This window comes from Neobacillus sp. 114, assembly GCF_030127045.1.
Lineage (GTDB): Bacteria > Bacillota > Bacilli > Bacillales > Cytobacillaceae > Neobacillus > Neobacillus rhizophilus.
Genome location: NZ_CP126144.1, coordinates 4,594,844 through 4,611,588, shown reverse-complemented (window position 1 = coordinate 4,611,588; position 16,745 = coordinate 4,594,844). Strand labels below are relative to the sequence as shown.

Below are 16,745 nucleotides of genomic sequence, written 5' to 3'. Positions count from 1 at the left end.
ATCAGACCTGGAACACTTTCCAGTCGCAAGGAGGCTATCATCCAAGCATGTTCCAGCCAATGGGGCCGGCCTATCAGCAAGGTTATAATGCACAGAATATGAACCATCAAAACTCCCAGTATCCGCAAAAAGATTCGCAATTCCTATTTCAGAATCCCCTGCAGCCAAAGGAGGATATGTATCCCGCTCCATATGTGCCAATGAATGGATATCCGGTTATGAATCCTTATCCTAAACAAAGCTTTATACCAAAACAGCCAAGCGGTATGCAGTCCTTAATGAATTCCTTTAAATCACAGGATGGCTCAGTTGATTTTAATAAAATGATGAATACAGCGGGCCAGATGGTGAATGCGGTAACGCAGGTTTCTTCCTTAGTAAAAAACTTTAGCGGTATTTTTAAAGCGTAATAAAAAAGACGGCAAGCCTTGCCGTCTTTTTTATATAATATGGAAAATTATTATTCTTGCTCGTCAATTTCAATAATTTTTCCTTTTTCGCGTGGAATGCGGATTTGTAGTAATCCGTCCCGGTAGGAGGCTTTAATTTTTCTGTCATTAATCATATGAGGCAGGGAGATGGTTCTTGCGGTTTGCTGTCTGACAAAACGGCGCTGATAAATTTGATTTCGCTCATCCTCTGAGGTTTCTAATTCCTTATTCTCAACAGATATGGTTAAGTAGTTTCCGGTGATATTAAGATGGATTTGGTCTCTTTTGACACCGGGGAGTTCGGCAGACACTATATATTCATTTTCTCTTTCAACAGTTTCTACATGGAAGCCTCCGCCGCCATCAAACGGAAAAGGTGTTTTGAAAAAATCATCGACGGACTGCAAGAATCCTCTAATAGGTTTCTCCATGAAAAAATCATTCATGGATTTCATTAAATGACTGAACGGTTCGGAAACAGGCTTTTTCTCATGATTCTTATCACTCGGAAGATTAGAAGACATCCTAAAACCCTCACTTTCCAATTTTTCACACGATATCATATGCGTTTAGTCCCGACCTGGTGCCCATTTTCCGCAAAAAAATCACCGCAGATAATCTGCGGTGGTGGTTAGTCTTAGCTAATAGGAAAGTATGAATTTTTCCAAATTTACACTTTCCTAACGCATAAATTCAACTACGCCTCATGAACCGTCCTAACGGACTCGCCAATCAGCGAGTTTTCATTTAAATTAAATGAATTTCTTCCATAAGGATTTCGATATCGAGGATCAAGTCGCCCTCTTCATCGACTTCGATTAATTCGTCTTTTTTCATTTTTGTCAACGTTCTGCTGATGGTTTCGCGCGTTGTTCCAATCATGTTGGCTAGGTCTTTATTGGTAAATTCCGATTTTAACAATATAGTACCATCCTCTTGTTCTTTACCGTGCTTTTGGGCGAGGCGGATTAACAGCTTGACAATCTGTTCATAGGTATTATTGAGAATTTGCTCTTCCAGCCGGTTTTGCAGGTCGACGATCTTTTCACCAAGTACTTTAAATACCTTAATGCATAGCTCCGGATTTTCAATCAGAACATTTTCAAACTTGGAAATCGGCACGGCAATCAGGGTTGAAGACTCTAGAACCTCAGCGTAGGCCGGATAGTCTCCTTTTCGGAAAAAGCCCACATGGGGAAACATTTCCCCTTTTTTCATAATGGCCACGATTTGTTCTTTCCCGTTTACATCGCTTTTATAAATTTTAAGCTTTCCATCATAAATGAAATAAACATTTTCAAGCGGATCACCTTGATGAAAAACATGGCTATTTTTCTTCCATTCTCTTGCAATCGCAATGTCGGTAACTTTGGATAATTCCGTGTCGTTTAAAGAGCGAAAGAGAGTAAATTCGGAAAGCACCCTTTTAATTTCATCGATCTTCATTACATCACCTTCAGTTTCGTTCGATATATCTCTATTGTAACAAAATGTTGCCGAATAAAAATAAGGTAATTGTAAAATATTAATTTCCTCTTTTTCTCCGAACGTTTATTCGGTAAAATAGAAATAATGAGGTGAGCTAGATGAAGTTGAAAAAAGATTTGCAGGCCATCCTTTCAGATATTAAAGTAAATGAGGATTTTAAAGATAATATCGCTGCGTGGCATACACTCCCCAAGAAAGAAGCCCAAACGGTAACATGTCCTAGGGATTTACATCCGCTATTGCATGAAGCACTTAATCAAAAAGGGATAGACGAGCTCTATACCCATCAGAGATCAGCATACGAAGCGACGATGGCAGGAAGAAGTATTGTGGCAGTTACACCCACGGCATCAGGAAAAACGCTTTGCTACAATCTGCCAGTTCTTCAATCTATATTAAATGACCCGAGCACACGAGCGCTGTATATGTTTCCGACCAAGGCACTCGCCCAGGATCAAAAAAGTGAAATAAACGAAATTATCCAAGCGGCCGGCATGGATATTAACAGCTATACGTATGATGGAGATACGCCGGCAAATATCCGCCAGCGGGTCAGAAAAGCAGGCCATGTTGTCATCACAAATCCTGATATGCTGCATTCGGGCATCCTTCCCCACCATACAAAATGGGTGTCTTTGTTCGAAAATCTCAAATTTGTCGTGATTGATGAGCTTCATACGTACCGTGGCGTTTTTGGCAGTCATGTGGCAAATGTGATTAGGAGGCTAAAACGGATTTGCCATTACTATGGAAGCAATCCTGTATTTATTTGTACATCTGCGACGATCGCTAATCCTCTCGAACTGGCGGAAAACCTTACCGAGGAAAACATGGTGCTGATTGACAACAACGGGGCACCAAGCGGAACAAAGCATTTTGTTTTTTATAATCCGCCAATTGTCAACAAACCATTAAACATTAGAAGAAGTGCCACTCTTGAGGTTCGGAAAATTGCTGGGGAACTGTTAAAAAACAAAATTCAAACGATTGTTTTCGCCAGAAGCAGGGTACGAGTTGAAATTATCTTAACGTATCTCCAGGAACTGGTGAAACACGAATTGGGCAGCAAATCAATTATGGGGTATCGCGGCGGTTATCTCCCCACAGAACGGCGGAAAATTGAAAGAGGCTTGCGTTCCGGGGAAATTTACGGTGTTGTCAGTACGAATGCACTTGAACTTGGTGTTGATATTGGACAACTTCAGGTTTGTATTATGACAGGTTATCCCGGAACCATCTCTAGTGCCTGGCAGCAGGCCGGACGAGCAGGGAGACGGCATGGAGAGGCTCTTGTCATCATGGTGGCAAGCTCGAGTCCGTTGGATCAATATATCATTCAAAATCCTGATTATTTCTTCAATAAAAGCCCGGAAACAGCACGGATTAATCCGGACAACTTGATCATTTTGATTGACCATATGAAATGTGCCGCCTACGAGCTACCATTTAAGGCTGACGAAAAGTTCAGTAATGTGGGAACTGAGGAGCTTTTGGAATACTTAACTGAAGAGCGGGTTCTATATCGGAACGGCGAAAAATGGTACTGGATGAACGACTCTTTTCCGGCCCACAATATCAGCCTGAGGTCCGCTTCACAAGAAAATGTCATCATTGTCGACCAAACCGATATTGCTAGTGTAAAGGTCATCGGGGAAATGGACCGTTTTTCGGCAATGACTCTGCTTCACGATGAGGCCATTTATTTGCACCAAGGCACTCAATTTCAAGTGGAAAAACTGGATTGGGACGAAAAAAAGGCATTTGTCCGTGAGGTGGATGTTGATTATTTTACAGATGCCAATTTAGCGGTTCAATTAAAGGTACTTGAGGTTGATAAACTGCAGCCGGTCAATGAAGCGGAAATTGGTTATGGAGATGTCAGCGTCAGGGCTATGGCGACCATTTTTAAAAAAATTAAATTCGAAACTCATGAGAATATCGGTTCCGGTCCGATTCACCTACCGGAAGAGGAACTTCATACGAATGCCGCGTGGATTTCGCTTAATAGGGCGCTTTCAGAATTGGGGGCTGTCCGGCTCGAGCAAGGACTTGTTGGGGCGGCCCATGCACTTAGGTCGATAGCGCCTTTGTTTGTCATGGCCGATCCGCAGGATATTCATGTCATTCCGCAGGTTAAGGCCGACCATAATGAAAAGCCAACCATCTTTTTTTATGACCGCTATCCTGGCGGAATTGGCTTAAGTGAAAAAATATATTCAGGGATGGCAGAGGTTTTGCTGGAAAGTAAAAAAATGATTGATCGCTGTCAATGTGAATCAGGGTGTCCATCATGCATTGGCACGGATGCAGTTGGCGATGAAGCGAAACATGATTCATTAATGATTCTTGATGCCTTCTTAGAAGCATCATCACGGTAAGGGGGAGTGCGAGGATGTCTTTAAAAAATAAATTGAATCGCTTAAAGCCCCACTTGTCGACGGGGAATTCTTCAGAAAAAAGGGCTGTTCCCTCTTCAGTAGAAATGTCCGTTGAGATACCTTACAAAGAGCAATGGGAGCTAGAACATGTTTCTCCTTATTATTTAGACGAAAACTTCTGTTTAATAAGAGAGGTAAAATATCCGCTTGATCAAAGGCACGGCCATTATCGGTTTCGTGATTTTCTGACGGCAATGGAAACCTGGAACCAGCAATCAGCCGCTCATCCATTATCTGCTAAAGGATTTCAGGCGGAAGAATTATTCTTTTTCGATACAGAAACGACGGGGCTCGGCGGCGGGACGGGCAATACCATTTTCTTATTGGGGTATGCCAGCATTGAGGGAGAAGAGTTGATTTTAAGACAGCATATCCTCCCAAATCCCGGGGCCGAGGTCCCGCTATACCAAAGCTTTCTGGAAAAGATTAATTATCGGACACTTGTCACATATAATGGGAAAGCCTTTGACTGGCCGCAGGTCAAAACGAGACATACGCTTGTAAGAGAGCATGTTCCAAGGCTTCCGTCTTTTGGTCATTTCGACTTGTTTCACGCTGCCAAAAGACTCTGGAAGCACAAATTAGAACGGTTGAAATTAGCAGTAGTGGAAAAAGAGGTTCTCGGGGTAGAAAGGGTTGACGATATTCCGGGATTTTTAGCTCCGATGATTTATTTTGACTTCGTTGAAAACAAAAAGCCCGATGGCATGATTGGCATACTCAAGCATAATGAAATTGATATATTGTCGCTTGTCACTCTGTATACACATCTGACCTTTCAATTATGCGGATTAGACCACGACTCCACCAGAATGGAAACCTTTGAAGTAGGCCGCTGGTTTGCGGCTATCGGTGAAAAAGATGAAGCAGAGAAAGTGCTCGGCAAACTTACAGACGGGCAGGATGTTACAGCTTGCCAAGCAAAGCTTACTCTTGCGTTTCAGCATAAAAAAGACCGGGAATGGGACAAAGCAAGAAATTTGTTTGTTGAGGTTGTCCAATTTGGAGAGGGGCGTCTTGCTCTTGATGCATGTATTGAATTGGCTAAAATCTATGAGCATAGATTAAAAGATTTAGAATCAGCTCTTCAATACTGTAGCCAAGCTATCATTATAAGTGAGCGAACCCCTAGTTTCCATAATCTTTCAAGGGATGCTTCAATGGAACAGCTACAAGCACGAAAAGAGCGTTTGAATCGAAAAATAGCTAAAAGCCCACGTTAAATTTCTTTATTTAAGGGTTATTAAAAATATGTAACAAAAAGTTCACAATTTGATTAAAAAATTTGAAATTCCATATTGTTTACTGTCGTCTTAATAGGTAAAATTATAAATTGTGTGCTGTGTAAAAAAAGCGCAAAAACTTTATGGAGTGGGTAGGATGTATAAAGCAATTTTATTTTTATTTTTCGTTGTTGTTTGTTTAACTGCTGTTGTTTTTACAAGCTTGAAAGATAGCTTTTATACTATGTTATAAGGATATAAACCCAAGGAAGCCGGTATTATTATAAAAAATAGGTGTTTTCCTTAGTACAAGAGTAACCCTTTTTTCATAGGCTGTTAATGTAAACAGAATAAAGAAAAGAAGGGAGAGCTTAATATGTTTCTTGGAACTAATTTTGCCCCGCCGGTGGTTCATCCGACGACGAACATTGTGAACCATACTTTTTCTGCAACGGTGGTGCCCCATATTCATCCGGTTCACACAACTACTGTGAATCACCATATGTTTGAGCATAAACATTATTGCCCGCAATCATCTTCATGCTGTGAGGATGTATGTCACCAGCACATCAACTGCTGCAACCCTTGTGCACCGCAAGCAGTAATGCCTGTTTCAAACGTATTGCCAAATGCGATGCCAAATGTAATGCCGAATATGCCGGGTTATGGTATGGCAGGCCCTGGCTTTGGCGCACCTGGACCTGGTTTTGGACCTGGACCTTATATGGGACCTAGACCTTAAAAGTTTGACTAATCTTACAAGGGCTTTTAGCCCTTGTTTTTTATTTTGTTACTTTATAATATGCTAATGGTAATAAAATGTTTGTCCCTTTTTAAAAATTTTTTCATTGAGGAGAATGTTTTTGCTTAAGGTATTAGCCATTTCTGGATATAAACCATTTGAATTAGGGATTTTTAAAAAAGATCATCCATCGGCAAATTTTATTAAAGCGGCTATCAAAAAATCGCTGTTGCCTATGCTTGAAGATGGACTGGAATGGGTACTGATCAGCGGACAGTTAGGAGTGGAGCTTTGGGCAGCTGAAACTGTTTTTAACCTGCAGGAGGAATTTCCGGATTTGAAGTTAGCCGTTATCACTCCTTTTTTTAATCAAGAAGCATCTTGGAATGAAAACAATAAGGAATGGTACGAATCTGTTCTCATGCAAGCGGATTTTATTGATTCAGTTACGAAAAAAGGCTATGAAAAACCGTGGCAATTCCGATTGAAAAATCAATTTTTTATTGAAAAGAGTGATGGCCTTCTACTCTTGTATGACCAGGAAAAGGAAGGAAGTCCAAAATATTTATACGAACTAGCTGTCGTTTATCAAAAAAATCATCCCTATTCGATTGAGCTGATTACCTTTTATGATTTGCAGGTGATTGTCGAAGAAGAACAGCTTAAACAGTCTGATTTTTAATCCTGCTCGAATATTTTAGAATATACTAAATAGAATATAATGTCTGCTGAATTACTTTACTGTAAATGAAAATTGACAAAACCGCTTATATTTGAAAAAATAATAGGTAATGATTGGCTAAACTTGAGGTGATTGGAATGCTGTCAGATAAAGTGAAACTAACTGCAAAGGATATTTTGGAAAAAGAGTTCAAAACTGGCGTACGTGGTTATAGACAAGAAGATGTTGATAAGTTTTTAGATTTGATTATTAAAGATTATGGTACTTTCCATCAGGAAATAGAAGATCTTCAGCAAGAAAATCTAAGGCTTCGCAAACAGCTGGAAGATACAGCAAAAAGGCAACCTGCAGCACAGCCTGCTGGGACAACCAATTTTGATATTTTAAAGCGCCTGTCTAATCTTGAAAAGCATGTATTCGGCAGCAAGCTTTACGAATAACAAATAATACCCTCATTTCCTTTGAATAACCATTGATAATGCTGAACGATATACATATAATAGACAATGTAACGTTAATGACGTTCGGGTAATCGCTGCAAGTCTTCTTGCAGAGGAAAGTCCATGCTCGCACGAGCTGAGATGCTCGTAGTGTTCGTGCCTAGCGAATTCATAAGCTAGGGCAGCCGGGTAGCTCATTCGGTTGACGGCTGGGAAAATACCTAAGTCCTTAGGATATGGTAGGAGTACCTTTAAAAGTGCCACAGTGACGATTACCTCCTTAGAAATGAGGAGGGTGGAACGGGTAAACCCCACGAGCGAGAAACCCAAATTATGGTAGGGGCACTTTCTCTATCGGAAATCAACGAGGAGAAGGACAGGTTCCACGTGAATCTGTAGATAGATGATTACCGCCTCAGTACGAGACTTGTAAGTCGTTTGCAGTACGGAGGTACAGAACATGGCTTATAGAACGTTATTAATGGATAGTTTTGATGGAAATGAACAGCTCTCCTTAAACGGGAGGGCTTTTTATTTGTTAACTGAATCCGGAGGTTGTTTTTAGTCCATAATGATATTGGGAAATCAAACTTTACAATTATTGATACATAAACGATTAAGGGTGAAAGAATGGGAAAATATCAAATTATAGCAACCGCAGCCATGGGGTTGGAGGCGCTTGTCGCTCAGGAGGTCAGGGCGCTTGGCTACGACTGTCAGGTGGATAATGGAAAGGTAATCTTCAGCGGGGATGAATATGCCATCGCCAGGAGTAATTTATGGCTCCGCACAGCAGACAGGATTAAGATTATAGTCGGCGAATTCAAGGCGTATACTTTCGATGAATTATTTGAAAAAACAAAGGCGCTTCCATGGGAGCAGTTTTTACCAGAGGATGCTGAATTTCCGGTGCTTGGAAAATCTGTGAAATCGAAGCTATTTAGTATATCTGATTGTCAGGCCATCGTTAAAAAAGCCATTGTGGAACGTTTGAAACAGAAGTATAAAAAAACCTGGTTTGACGAGAATGGGGCTTTATACCGGATCGAAGTCGCATTGTTAAAAGATACCGCCACTATTACGATTGATGCGAGCGGCACCGGCCTTCATAAACGGGGCTATCGTGCTGACCAAGGGGCTGCCCCGTTAAAGGAAACAATGGCGGCGGCGCTTATTTTGCTGACCAATTGGCGGTCAGACCGTCCCTTTATCGATCCTTTTTGCGGGTCGGGAACGATTCCAATCGAAGCTGCCCTGATTGGCCAAAATATCGCACCTGGTTTTAATCGGGATTTTGTTTCCGAGAGCTGGAACTGGATGCCTTCAAGGGTTTGGGATGAAGTTAGGACAGAGGCAGAGGACCTGGCAAAATACGATACACCGCTTGATATAAGCGGCTCGGATATTGATCATCGGATGGTCAAAATGGCACAGGAAAACGCCTTCGAAGCAGGTTTTGGCGACCTGATTCAGTTTAAACAAATGCAGGTAAAAGATATTTCAACGAAAAAGGAATACGGTGTGATTATCGGCAATCCGCCATATGGAGAAAGATTGGGAGAAAAGGCCGAAGTGGAGCAAATGTATCGGGAAATGGGCAAAGCCTTTAGCCCGCTTGATACCTGGTCGATTTACATCTTGACCTCAAACGAGGATTTCGAACAACTATATGGCAAGCCGGCCACAAAGAAACGAAAGCTGTTCAACGGATTTATCAAAACAGATTATTACCAATACTGGGGAAAAAGGCAGCCAAGGCAAAATAACAATAATTGAGAAATAATTTAGCGTCTTTTGACGCTTTTCTTTTTGGAGGGATAGGATGCAAAGCCGCATGCCATTTACAGTTTCGAAAACAGAAACATTTTATGATAAGTTAGGCGAATGGATTGGTGACGTCTTCTATGACATTTTGCCGGAATCCGGGTTTGAAATCCGCGATGAACAAATCTACATGGCCTTTCAGCTTGAAAAAGCATTTAAAGAGAAAAAGGTCATGTTTGCTGAAGCCGGAGTAGGGACAGGCAAAACAATCGTTTATTTGCTCTATGCCATTATGTATGCCCGTTATACAAACCGGCCGGCTGTGATTGCCTGTGCTGATGAGACATTAATTGAGCAGCTGGTAAAGAAGGAAGGAGATATCGCCAAGCTTGAGCAAGCTCTTAATTTGCAAATCGATGTCCGTCTGGCCAAATCGCAGGATCAATACTTATGCTTAAAAAAGCTCGAGAATGGCAGGAATAGTCATTTTTCGGATGACGTTCTTGATATTTATGAGAATCTTCCTGATTTTGTCCATATGGAAGGTTCCATGCTGCAATTTGAAAAGTACGGCGACAGAAGAGACTATCCGGCTCTTTCCGATGAAGTATGGCAAACTGTCAGCTGGGATAAGCTCCAGGACTGTTTCTCATGTGAAAAGCGCCATCGTTGTGGTCTCACCTTACACCGTGAATTCTATCGGCACGCAAAGGATATAATTATTTGTTCCCATGATTTTTATATGGAGCATGTTTGGACAAAAGAGGCCCGAAAACGGGAGGGCCAGCTGCCGCTATTGCCGGAACATTCATCAGTGGTATTTGATGAAGGGCATTTGCTTGAATATGCGGCACAAAAGGCGCTAAGCTACCGGTTTACAGATTACACACTTGATACACTCTTAACCAGACTGATGGAAAATGAAGTCCGCGAAAAAACACTTTATACGATAGAACAAGCGCTTGTGGATAATGATGAATTCTTCGATTGCCTTGCACAGTTTTCACAACCCGCAATGGGATCTGATAAAGAGATCATTCATAGGCACCCTTTGGTTATGAAAAATTGCCGCAAACTTCTTTCGACATTGCAGTCATTGGAAGAGGAACTTGTCTTTGAAAGTGAAATGTTTGTTATCAACGAATATGATTTAAAAATTGTTGAGGAATACTTGGAGCAAATCACGTATTCCTTATCACTCTTCCTTCAAGAGATAAATGGAATTACTTGGCTGGAAGAAAGCAGTGGTGAGCGTACCCTTGTCATCATGCCGAAAATGGTGGAGGAGGTTTTGCGGGAAGAGGTATTTTCACAGAAAAAGCCTTATATCTTCTCATCCGCCACCATGTCCAATCAGAAATCTTTTGATTATATCGCGTCCAGTTTAGGGATTGATGATTACCTTTCCTGTTCGGTTGCTTCCCCATTTGATTATGACGAGAAAATGAAGGTATTCCTGCCATCTTTTAAACAAGATGCCATCAATAAAAAAATCGATTATGTGATCGAGAAAGTCAGATTGACAGAAGGGCGGGCTCTTATTCTTTTAAATAATCGTGATGAAATGAGGAATTTAAAGGAACAGCTTAAAGATGAGCAGCAGTTTCCAATCTACTTTGAAGGTGATAAGGAGATTAGCACACTAGTCTCCAAGTTTCAAAATGAGGAAAATTCGGTGCTTTGCTCCATCCATCTATGGGAGGGTCTTGACATCCCCGGCCGCTCACTGGAAAATGTCCTGATTTTTTCACTGCCCTTCCCGCCGAATGACCCCGTTTTTTCGGCCAAAAAGGAAGGAATGGCTGACCCATTTAATGAGGTGGACCTTCCTTACATGTTGCTTAGATTACGGCAAGGAGTGGGCCGGCTGATAAGAAGTGAACAGGATCAAGGCACTGTCCATATCCTGTTGGAAGAACCTCTAGAACCAGATGTACTGCAAAAGATAAAAGAAGTATTGCCGACTAAAGCAATTGAAGGGTAAGGAAGGAAAAAAGAGGCTGACAATGAATTGCCAGCCTCTTTTTGCTATCTGCCAAGGGCGCGGCGGCCGTCTTCGGTCATTTTATCCGGTGACCAGGCCGGCTGCCAAACAAGGTTAACGTCAACCTTGTTTACTTCCTCGATTCCTTCGACACAATAACGGACTCCGCTTGTGATACTATTGTGAAGCGGACAGCCAGGAGTGGTCAGTGTCATCGTAATCGAAACATCATTTTCTTCTGTAATCCCCACACTATAAATTAACCCTAAATCTACAACATTGATGCCTAACTCCGGGTCATATACACTTTTTAATTCTTCAAAAATTTTCTCCTCTAGATTCATCGTAACTCACCTCATTATTTTTTTAGAACACTGAATATACTGCTTGCAATAATAAGCATCGCTACAGACAGGACAAATTGGCCCAAATTAAAGAGAATCGTTGTTTTTAATACAAGTGCCAAAAAGACAACTAGTACTGAGCCAATGAATACCGATAAGACTGGCACAATCAATTTTTCATTCATCATTTCCTTCAACGAAGGAACTTTAGCCTTTCCGATTTCCTTGCTGTATTTATAGGTCCACCACAGGAATGGAACGATTTTATATAAATATCCGACAATACTTAGGACAATCCACAACAGTATATAGCAATATAGTAGCGGCCCGATAAGACTGGCAAACTTGCTGCTGAGCAAGACCATAAAGGCCGCTGCATGAATCACATTCCCAAGGCCAATCGCCGAAAGGGCGAAGGAAAATGGTTTATCGAGCTTTTTCTTTAACCTCTTTTTAACGATAATCCTGATATGCCAACTGAAAATGGAAAAGCCGGCAAATAGCAGGAAGAATCCAATTTTTAATAAAATACTGCTATCGCTATAGAAAGAAATGATTGTCAAGACAAGCCCGGATACATAAATTCCATATACATATCTTGATTGCACCATTGGAAAACCATGGGCCAAAGAAAACATCGGCACCATTTTATAAGAAAAGCCAAAGATTAATAGAGTAAACCAGCCGGTTAACCCCAATAAAAGATGGCTTTTAAAAATGGCTTGGTAATGTTCGCCGAGAAAGCCTGTTTTCATACTGTAAATCATTGTAATTCCCAAGAAGATGGTCAAAAACAAGCAAACTAAAGCCGTACCCACAAAAGCAGTGAGAATGTTAGGGTTTGCTTGTGTTCTTAGCGTCATTAGCATCTGGAATAAGAACATGAAGATTCCGATAAGCGTAATGACACCAGGAATGACGGCATTTTGCGGCGCGAAGTAGAGCATCGCCGAAAAAGAGGTAATCCCTGCCGCGGTGATGAAAAATTGGACAAATCCAAATTTCTCATTCCAAATTTTCGTCAAAAACGCAACCGGAACAAGCTGGTACATTGCACCCATCGCCACCATTAAGGCCCAGCCTAGGATTAGAAGATGGGCTGCCGACCAAATGGCAGGTATGCGAAAAGTTCCATCCGTCATCATATGCCCATTTGCTAACAGCAGAATCTGTGAGGCAACAAGGGCAATTAAACTAAAAAGAATAAATGAAAAAGGGAGCTTAATATTTGTTTCAGTTCCTAAATTCTGAGGAAGCATTCGACTCACCTTCCTAGCGGAAGATTTCTATTTTAAAACTTCCGTCTGGTTGTTGTTCTGTTCTTTGTTGATATCCTAATTCTTCAAGCTGTTCATATAGAAACATCGGTCTTCTATCATTAATTATCGTTAAAACTTCCCCTTCGCCTAAACCTTCTAAAGCGGCTAAGGTTCGCATCATCGGCTGCGGTGGTTCGAGGCAGCGATTATCTAAGATCATTGCAGATCACACTCCAAATCACTTTTAGCTTTTCTTTGTAAAAACTACTTTCCAATGCTTTTTCTCTAATTCTTCTTCTTCATGGGTAAAGCCCTTTGCTTTTAAGACAGTAAATAGTGGCATCGGCTTAAACGGTGCATGAAGAATGAACACATCTCCATCATTATTTAATTCCTTTACTGCCTCCATAATCTTTTGAAATGGTTCGAGTTTATTCTTTATATCCTCACGGACATCTAGTTCAATTATTCTTTGTTCCATACAATCAACACCTCTTTTATCGTTTGTTTAATAACATTGTAGCAGTGTAATCCCATAAGATATGTGATGAGCGTCATAGCTCGTTGGATTTTAATGAAAATAATTCTCAATGTGACAAATTTGTGAAAAAGTATACAAAAAGTGATATGAGTGATAAAAGTCACTATTGTGCCATTTTTTTTAGGACTTAATACAACTCGGCTTGAAAAACGGAAAGGAATCGATGAAGATTAATAGAAAAAATCCGCAAGGCTTTAGCTTTGCGGATTTTTCTCTTCTTTCACTTCTTCGTAGCAGTCGAAGCAATATGACTGTTTATCCTCGGTAATCACTCCATTAAAGAATCCATCCAAACAATAAATCTCTTTCCCACAGCATTTACATAAACCAACTAATTCTTTCATTTAGACTTGCCTCCCTTATGAACAAAATCATATTTCGGCTGTGATGGTACTCACTAAGTCCTAACCTAAGTTTTTCTATAATAAAAGAGAAGTTAACCCAATTAAAGGAGTGATAATGATGCAAACCTACGCAAAAGTTATCAATGTACCAGATTATCCACCAAGAGAAAAGCATCCAACCATCTTTAGGGCATTTGATGAATTGGCATCAGGTGAAACCATGCAGATTGTCAACGACCATGATCCAAGACCGCTGCTTTACCAATTTATGATGGAAAGACCAGAGCAATTTTCTTGGGAATACCTTGAAGAAAGCCCTGAAGTTTGGAAGGTCGCCGTTAACAAGAGGTAATTTTTTGAGGCTCCGTTCTTACTTGACTTTGTGTCTTCGCCCAATCTAAAATTTGTTTCTATTTATTTTTTCAGTTAAAACCTCTTTTTTCCTATAAACCTATTTTACAACAGAAATTCGTTTCTGTTGTTTTTTTTATCCGCATGATTTGTCAGAAATATGTTAAAATTTATAGCGAGAAAGGGGGAAAGACAATGAATACAGTGCAATTTGAAAAGGAATTCTTAGAGTATGTCAAGAAAATGACCGCATATCACGAAGCCCTTGGTTTAATTTACTGGGACTTACGGACAGGCGCTCCTAAACAGGGAGTGGGGCAGAGGTCAGAAGTGATCGGCGTGCTGTCCTCCGAGGTATTTAAAATGTCGACATCAGAGGAAATGGCAGCCTACATAGCAGGACTTTCAAAAGCTGAATTGTCCGATAGAACAAAAAAAATTCTTGAAGAATGCAAAAAGAACTATGAGTTAAACAAAAAAATTCCTGCAGAGGAATACAGAGAATTTGTCATTCTCCAATCAAATGCCGAGAGTGTTTGGGAAGAGGCTAAAGAAAAAGCTGACTTTAATATGTTCAAGCCATACTTAGAGAAGCTGGTCGCAATGACAAAGCGATTTATCGGCTACTGGGGTTATGAAGGGAATAAATATAACGTTTTATTAGATATGTACGAACCGGGCTTGACCGTTGAGGTTTTAGATCAAGTTTTTGGAGAACTGAAGGACAAAATTGTTCCGTTAGTAAAACAGATTTCGGAATCCAGCCACAAACCTAAAACTGATTTTTTGTTCCATCGATTCCCTAAGGAAAAGCAGCGGGAATTCAGCTTGGAAATCTTAGCGCAAATGGGATACGACTTTAATGCTGGCAGGCTTGATGAAACCGTCCACCCTTTTGCGACTGGTTTAAATCCTGGCGATGTCCGCGTTACTACAAAGTATGATGAACAGGATTTTCGGACCGCTGTTTTTGGCACCATCCATGAAGGCGGGCATGCCTTATACGAACAGAATATTTCCAAAGAGTTAATTGGTACACCATTATGCACAGGAACCTCTATGGGGATTCATGAATCGCAATCGCTTTTCTATGAAAATATTCTTGGCCGGAGCCTGCCTTTTTGGAAAAAGAATTTTGATCTGCTGAAAAAATACGCAAATGGTCAATTCGATCAAGTGAATATTAAGGGTTTTTATCGGGCCATCAATGAGTCAAAGCCTTCTTTTATAAGGATTGAAGCAGACGAACTTACCTATCCGCTTCATATAATTATCCGTTACGAAATTGAAAAGGGATTGTTTAATGATGAAATAGAGGTTTCAGACCTTCCGAAAGTTTGGAATGACATGTATCTGAAGTACCTAGGAATCCGCCCTGGACACGATGGCGAGGGTGTTCTTCAGGACGTTCATTGGGCAGGTGGAAGCTTTGGCTACTTTCCTTCGTATGCTTTAGGCTATATGTATGCAGCCCAATTTAAGCATAAAATGCTTGAGGACCTTCCGAATTACGACCAGCTTCTTGAAGAAGGGAATCTGCTTCCGATCAAAGAATGGCTAACGAATCACATCCATCAGCACGGCAAACTAAAAAAACCGCTTGAAATCCTGCAGGAGGTAACAGGTGAAGGTTTAGATGCCAAGTATTTGATTGATTATCTCTATGAGAAATATGGAAAGGTTTATCAGTTAAATTGAGCAGACTATCGTCGATATTCTTCATTGCAATCAGTGCCTCTTTATGGGGAATCATCGCCATCTTTGTACGGAAGCTCGCCAGCCTAGGGTTTACTTCGATGGAAATCGTCACCATCAGGGTCGTCACGGCTGCCATTTTGCTTGGAGTAATAGGAATTTGTAAATACAGGCCCAACCTTAGGGTTAACCTTAGTGATATTAAGCTATTTACTGGGACGGGAATCTTTAGTATTGTGCTATTTAATTGGTGCTATTTCACTTCTGTCAATGAAATGAATCTTTCGATTGCGGTAATTCTTTTATATACTGCACCTGCATTTGTCACAGTATTATCGTTTACGTTTTTAAAAGAGAAATTAACTGGGCTGAAGATCATGTCAGTGGTGGGTACTCTTGTTGGGTGTATCTTTATAGCCGGTATGAATTCGGGTGCGGCATCATCCATCACTTTAATTGGTATTGTAACTGGCCTCGGCGCCGGCTTTGGTTATGCTTTATACAGCATTTTCGGGAAATTTGCGTTAGAAAAATATTCTTCATTTACGGTTACCTTTTATACTTTTTTAGTGGCGTCTATGGGCTTAATTCCATTTACGGCGCTATGGAAAAAGGGGAGCCTGTTGCTTAGCAATGAGGTCCTGTTTTATGGAATTGGCTTAGGCCTGTTTCCAACTGTCATTGCCTATTTGTTATATACAAAGGGGCTAGAGAAAACAGACGCGAGTATTGCGGCAATTATCGCAACAGTTGAACCGATGGTCGCCACCATATTGAGCGTTTTTCTTTATAAGGAAAGCTTTGGTATGTTCCAAGCAATTGGTGTGATTATTATTTTGTTATCAGTAACCATCATCAATATACCCGCAAGAAAACAAAGGGCTTCAATCGTTTAGATTGAAAGCCTCAGATTGTCGAGAAAGGGTCTTTTTCTCGACAATTTTTTATTTTGTCCAAACCTAAATTACCAAACTTTTATTGTTTATCCCTGCAAACTGGCCTGTTGATTTCCGCTCCGG

18 protein-coding genes and 1 other RNA gene are annotated in these 16,745 nt (G+C 40.7%); 12 read left to right on the top strand and 7 right to left on the bottom strand.

Going from position 1 to position 16,745, the window contains the following annotated elements; translation table 11 throughout:
• The first annotated feature begins 47 nt into the window (after positions 1-47).
• Positions 48-410 carry a YppG family protein gene (locus QNN06_RS22480; protein ID WP_249366895.1) on the top strand — a complete coding sequence of 121 codons (363 nt, stop codon included), beginning with the start codon at positions 48-50 and terminating at the stop codon, positions 408-410.
• 50 nt (positions 411-460) lie between these two features.
• On the opposite strand, the gene QNN06_RS22475 is transcribed toward QNN06_RS22480, so the two are convergent.
• Both QNN06_RS22475 and QNN06_RS22470 read right to left on the bottom strand, forming a co-directional pair.
• A complete protein-coding gene (locus QNN06_RS22475) occupies positions 461-955 on the bottom strand; it encodes an Hsp20/alpha crystallin family protein (protein ID WP_213120399.1) in 495 nt (164 codons plus the stop codon).
• Between the two features lie 223 nt (positions 956-1,178).
• Positions 1,179-1,877 (bottom strand): Crp/Fnr family transcriptional regulator, encoded by a 699-nt coding sequence (locus tag QNN06_RS22470; RefSeq protein WP_217033511.1) that lies wholly within the window; start codon positions 1,875-1,877, stop codon positions 1,179-1,181.
• A 140-nt stretch (positions 1,878-2,017) separates the two neighbouring features.
• Between QNN06_RS22470 and QNN06_RS22465 the strand changes: the two genes are divergently transcribed.
• The 8 genes from QNN06_RS22465 to QNN06_RS22425 all read left to right on the top strand — a co-directional run bounded on the left by QNN06_RS22465 (position 2,018) and on the right by QNN06_RS22425 (position 11,192).
• Positions 2,018-4,297, top strand: coding sequence for a DEAD/DEAH box helicase (locus tag QNN06_RS22465; RefSeq protein ID WP_284035975.1), 2,280 nt, complete (start codon positions 2,018-2,020; stop codon positions 4,295-4,297).
• A 14-nt stretch (positions 4,298-4,311) separates the two neighbouring features.
• Entirely contained in the window at positions 4,312-5,580 is a 1,269-nt protein-coding gene (locus QNN06_RS22460; protein WP_217033508.1) for a ribonuclease H-like domain-containing protein, read from the top strand.
• A gap of 376 nt (positions 5,581-5,956) precedes the next feature.
• Positions 5,957-6,322: a CotD family spore coat protein gene (locus tag QNN06_RS22450; protein ID WP_213120403.1), complete on the top strand. Its 366-nt coding sequence runs from the start codon at positions 5,957-5,959 to the stop codon at positions 6,320-6,322.
• A 121-nt stretch (positions 6,323-6,443) separates the two neighbouring features.
• Positions 6,444-7,004: an SLOG family protein gene (locus QNN06_RS22445; protein ID WP_284035974.1), complete on the top strand. Its 561-nt coding sequence runs from the start codon at positions 6,444-6,446 to the stop codon at positions 7,002-7,004.
• A 137-nt stretch (positions 7,005-7,141) separates the two neighbouring features.
• Positions 7,142-7,444: a cell division regulator GpsB gene (gene gpsB / locus QNN06_RS22440; RefSeq protein ID WP_213120405.1), complete on the top strand. Its 303-nt coding sequence runs from the start codon at positions 7,142-7,144 to the stop codon at positions 7,442-7,444.
• Between the two features lie 80 nt (positions 7,445-7,524).
• An RNA gene (gene rnpB / locus QNN06_RS22435) (RNase P RNA component class B) lies at positions 7,525-7,917 on the top strand.
• A 157-nt stretch (positions 7,918-8,074) separates the two neighbouring features.
• Positions 8,075-9,220: a THUMP domain-containing class I SAM-dependent RNA methyltransferase gene (locus QNN06_RS22430; RefSeq protein WP_217033506.1), complete on the top strand. Its 1,146-nt coding sequence runs from the start codon at positions 8,075-8,077 to the stop codon at positions 9,218-9,220.
• Positions 9,221-9,266: 46 nt separating this feature from the next.
• Positions 9,267-11,192 carry an ATP-dependent DNA helicase gene (locus tag QNN06_RS22425; RefSeq protein ID WP_284035973.1) on the top strand — a complete coding sequence of 642 codons (1,926 nt, stop codon included), beginning with the start codon at positions 9,267-9,269 and terminating at the stop codon, positions 11,190-11,192.
• Positions 11,193-11,236: 44 nt separating this feature from the next.
• Here the strand turns inward: QNN06_RS22425 and QNN06_RS22420 are convergent, their stop codons facing one another.
• The 5 genes from QNN06_RS22420 to QNN06_RS22400 form a co-directional block, all read right to left on the bottom strand.
• The gene (locus QNN06_RS22420) at positions 11,237-11,536 is read right to left on the bottom strand and encodes a metal-sulfur cluster assembly factor (RefSeq protein WP_213120408.1); all 300 of its coding nucleotides are present in this window, start codon (positions 11,534-11,536) and stop codon (positions 11,237-11,239) included.
• A gap of 14 nt (positions 11,537-11,550) precedes the next feature.
• On the bottom strand, positions 11,551-12,795 hold the full coding sequence (locus QNN06_RS22415) for a hypothetical protein (RefSeq protein ID WP_284035972.1): 1,245 nt from the start codon (positions 12,793-12,795) through the stop codon (positions 11,551-11,553).
• Positions 12,796-12,808: 13 nt separating this feature from the next.
• Positions 12,809-13,015, bottom strand: coding sequence for a DUF2249 domain-containing protein (locus QNN06_RS22410; protein WP_213120410.1), 207 nt, complete (start codon positions 13,013-13,015; stop codon positions 12,809-12,811).
• A 24-nt stretch (positions 13,016-13,039) separates the two neighbouring features.
• Entirely contained in the window at positions 13,040-13,276 is a 237-nt protein-coding gene (locus tag QNN06_RS22405; RefSeq protein WP_213120411.1) for a DUF2249 domain-containing protein, read from the bottom strand.
• Between the two features lie 254 nt (positions 13,277-13,530).
• Entirely contained in the window at positions 13,531-13,680 is a 150-nt protein-coding gene (locus tag QNN06_RS22400) for a hypothetical protein (RefSeq protein ID WP_213120412.1), read from the bottom strand.
• A 118-nt stretch (positions 13,681-13,798) separates the two neighbouring features.
• Between QNN06_RS22400 and QNN06_RS22395 the strand changes: the two genes are divergently transcribed.
• The 3 genes from QNN06_RS22395 to QNN06_RS22385 all read left to right on the top strand — a co-directional run bounded on the left by QNN06_RS22395 (position 13,799) and on the right by QNN06_RS22385 (position 16,622).
• Entirely contained in the window at positions 13,799-14,032 is a 234-nt protein-coding gene (locus QNN06_RS22395; RefSeq protein WP_284037967.1) for a DUF2249 domain-containing protein, read from the top strand.
• 194 nt (positions 14,033-14,226) lie between these two features.
• Entirely contained in the window at positions 14,227-15,729 is a 1,503-nt protein-coding gene (locus tag QNN06_RS22390; protein ID WP_217033498.1) for a carboxypeptidase M32, read from the top strand.
• Positions 15,726-16,622 (top strand): DMT family transporter, encoded by an 897-nt coding sequence (locus QNN06_RS22385; protein ID WP_284035971.1) that lies wholly within the window; start codon positions 15,726-15,728, stop codon positions 16,620-16,622. The genes QNN06_RS22390 and QNN06_RS22385 overlap by 4 nt, the downstream gene beginning before the upstream one ends.
• Positions 16,623-16,745: the final 123 nt, after the last annotated feature.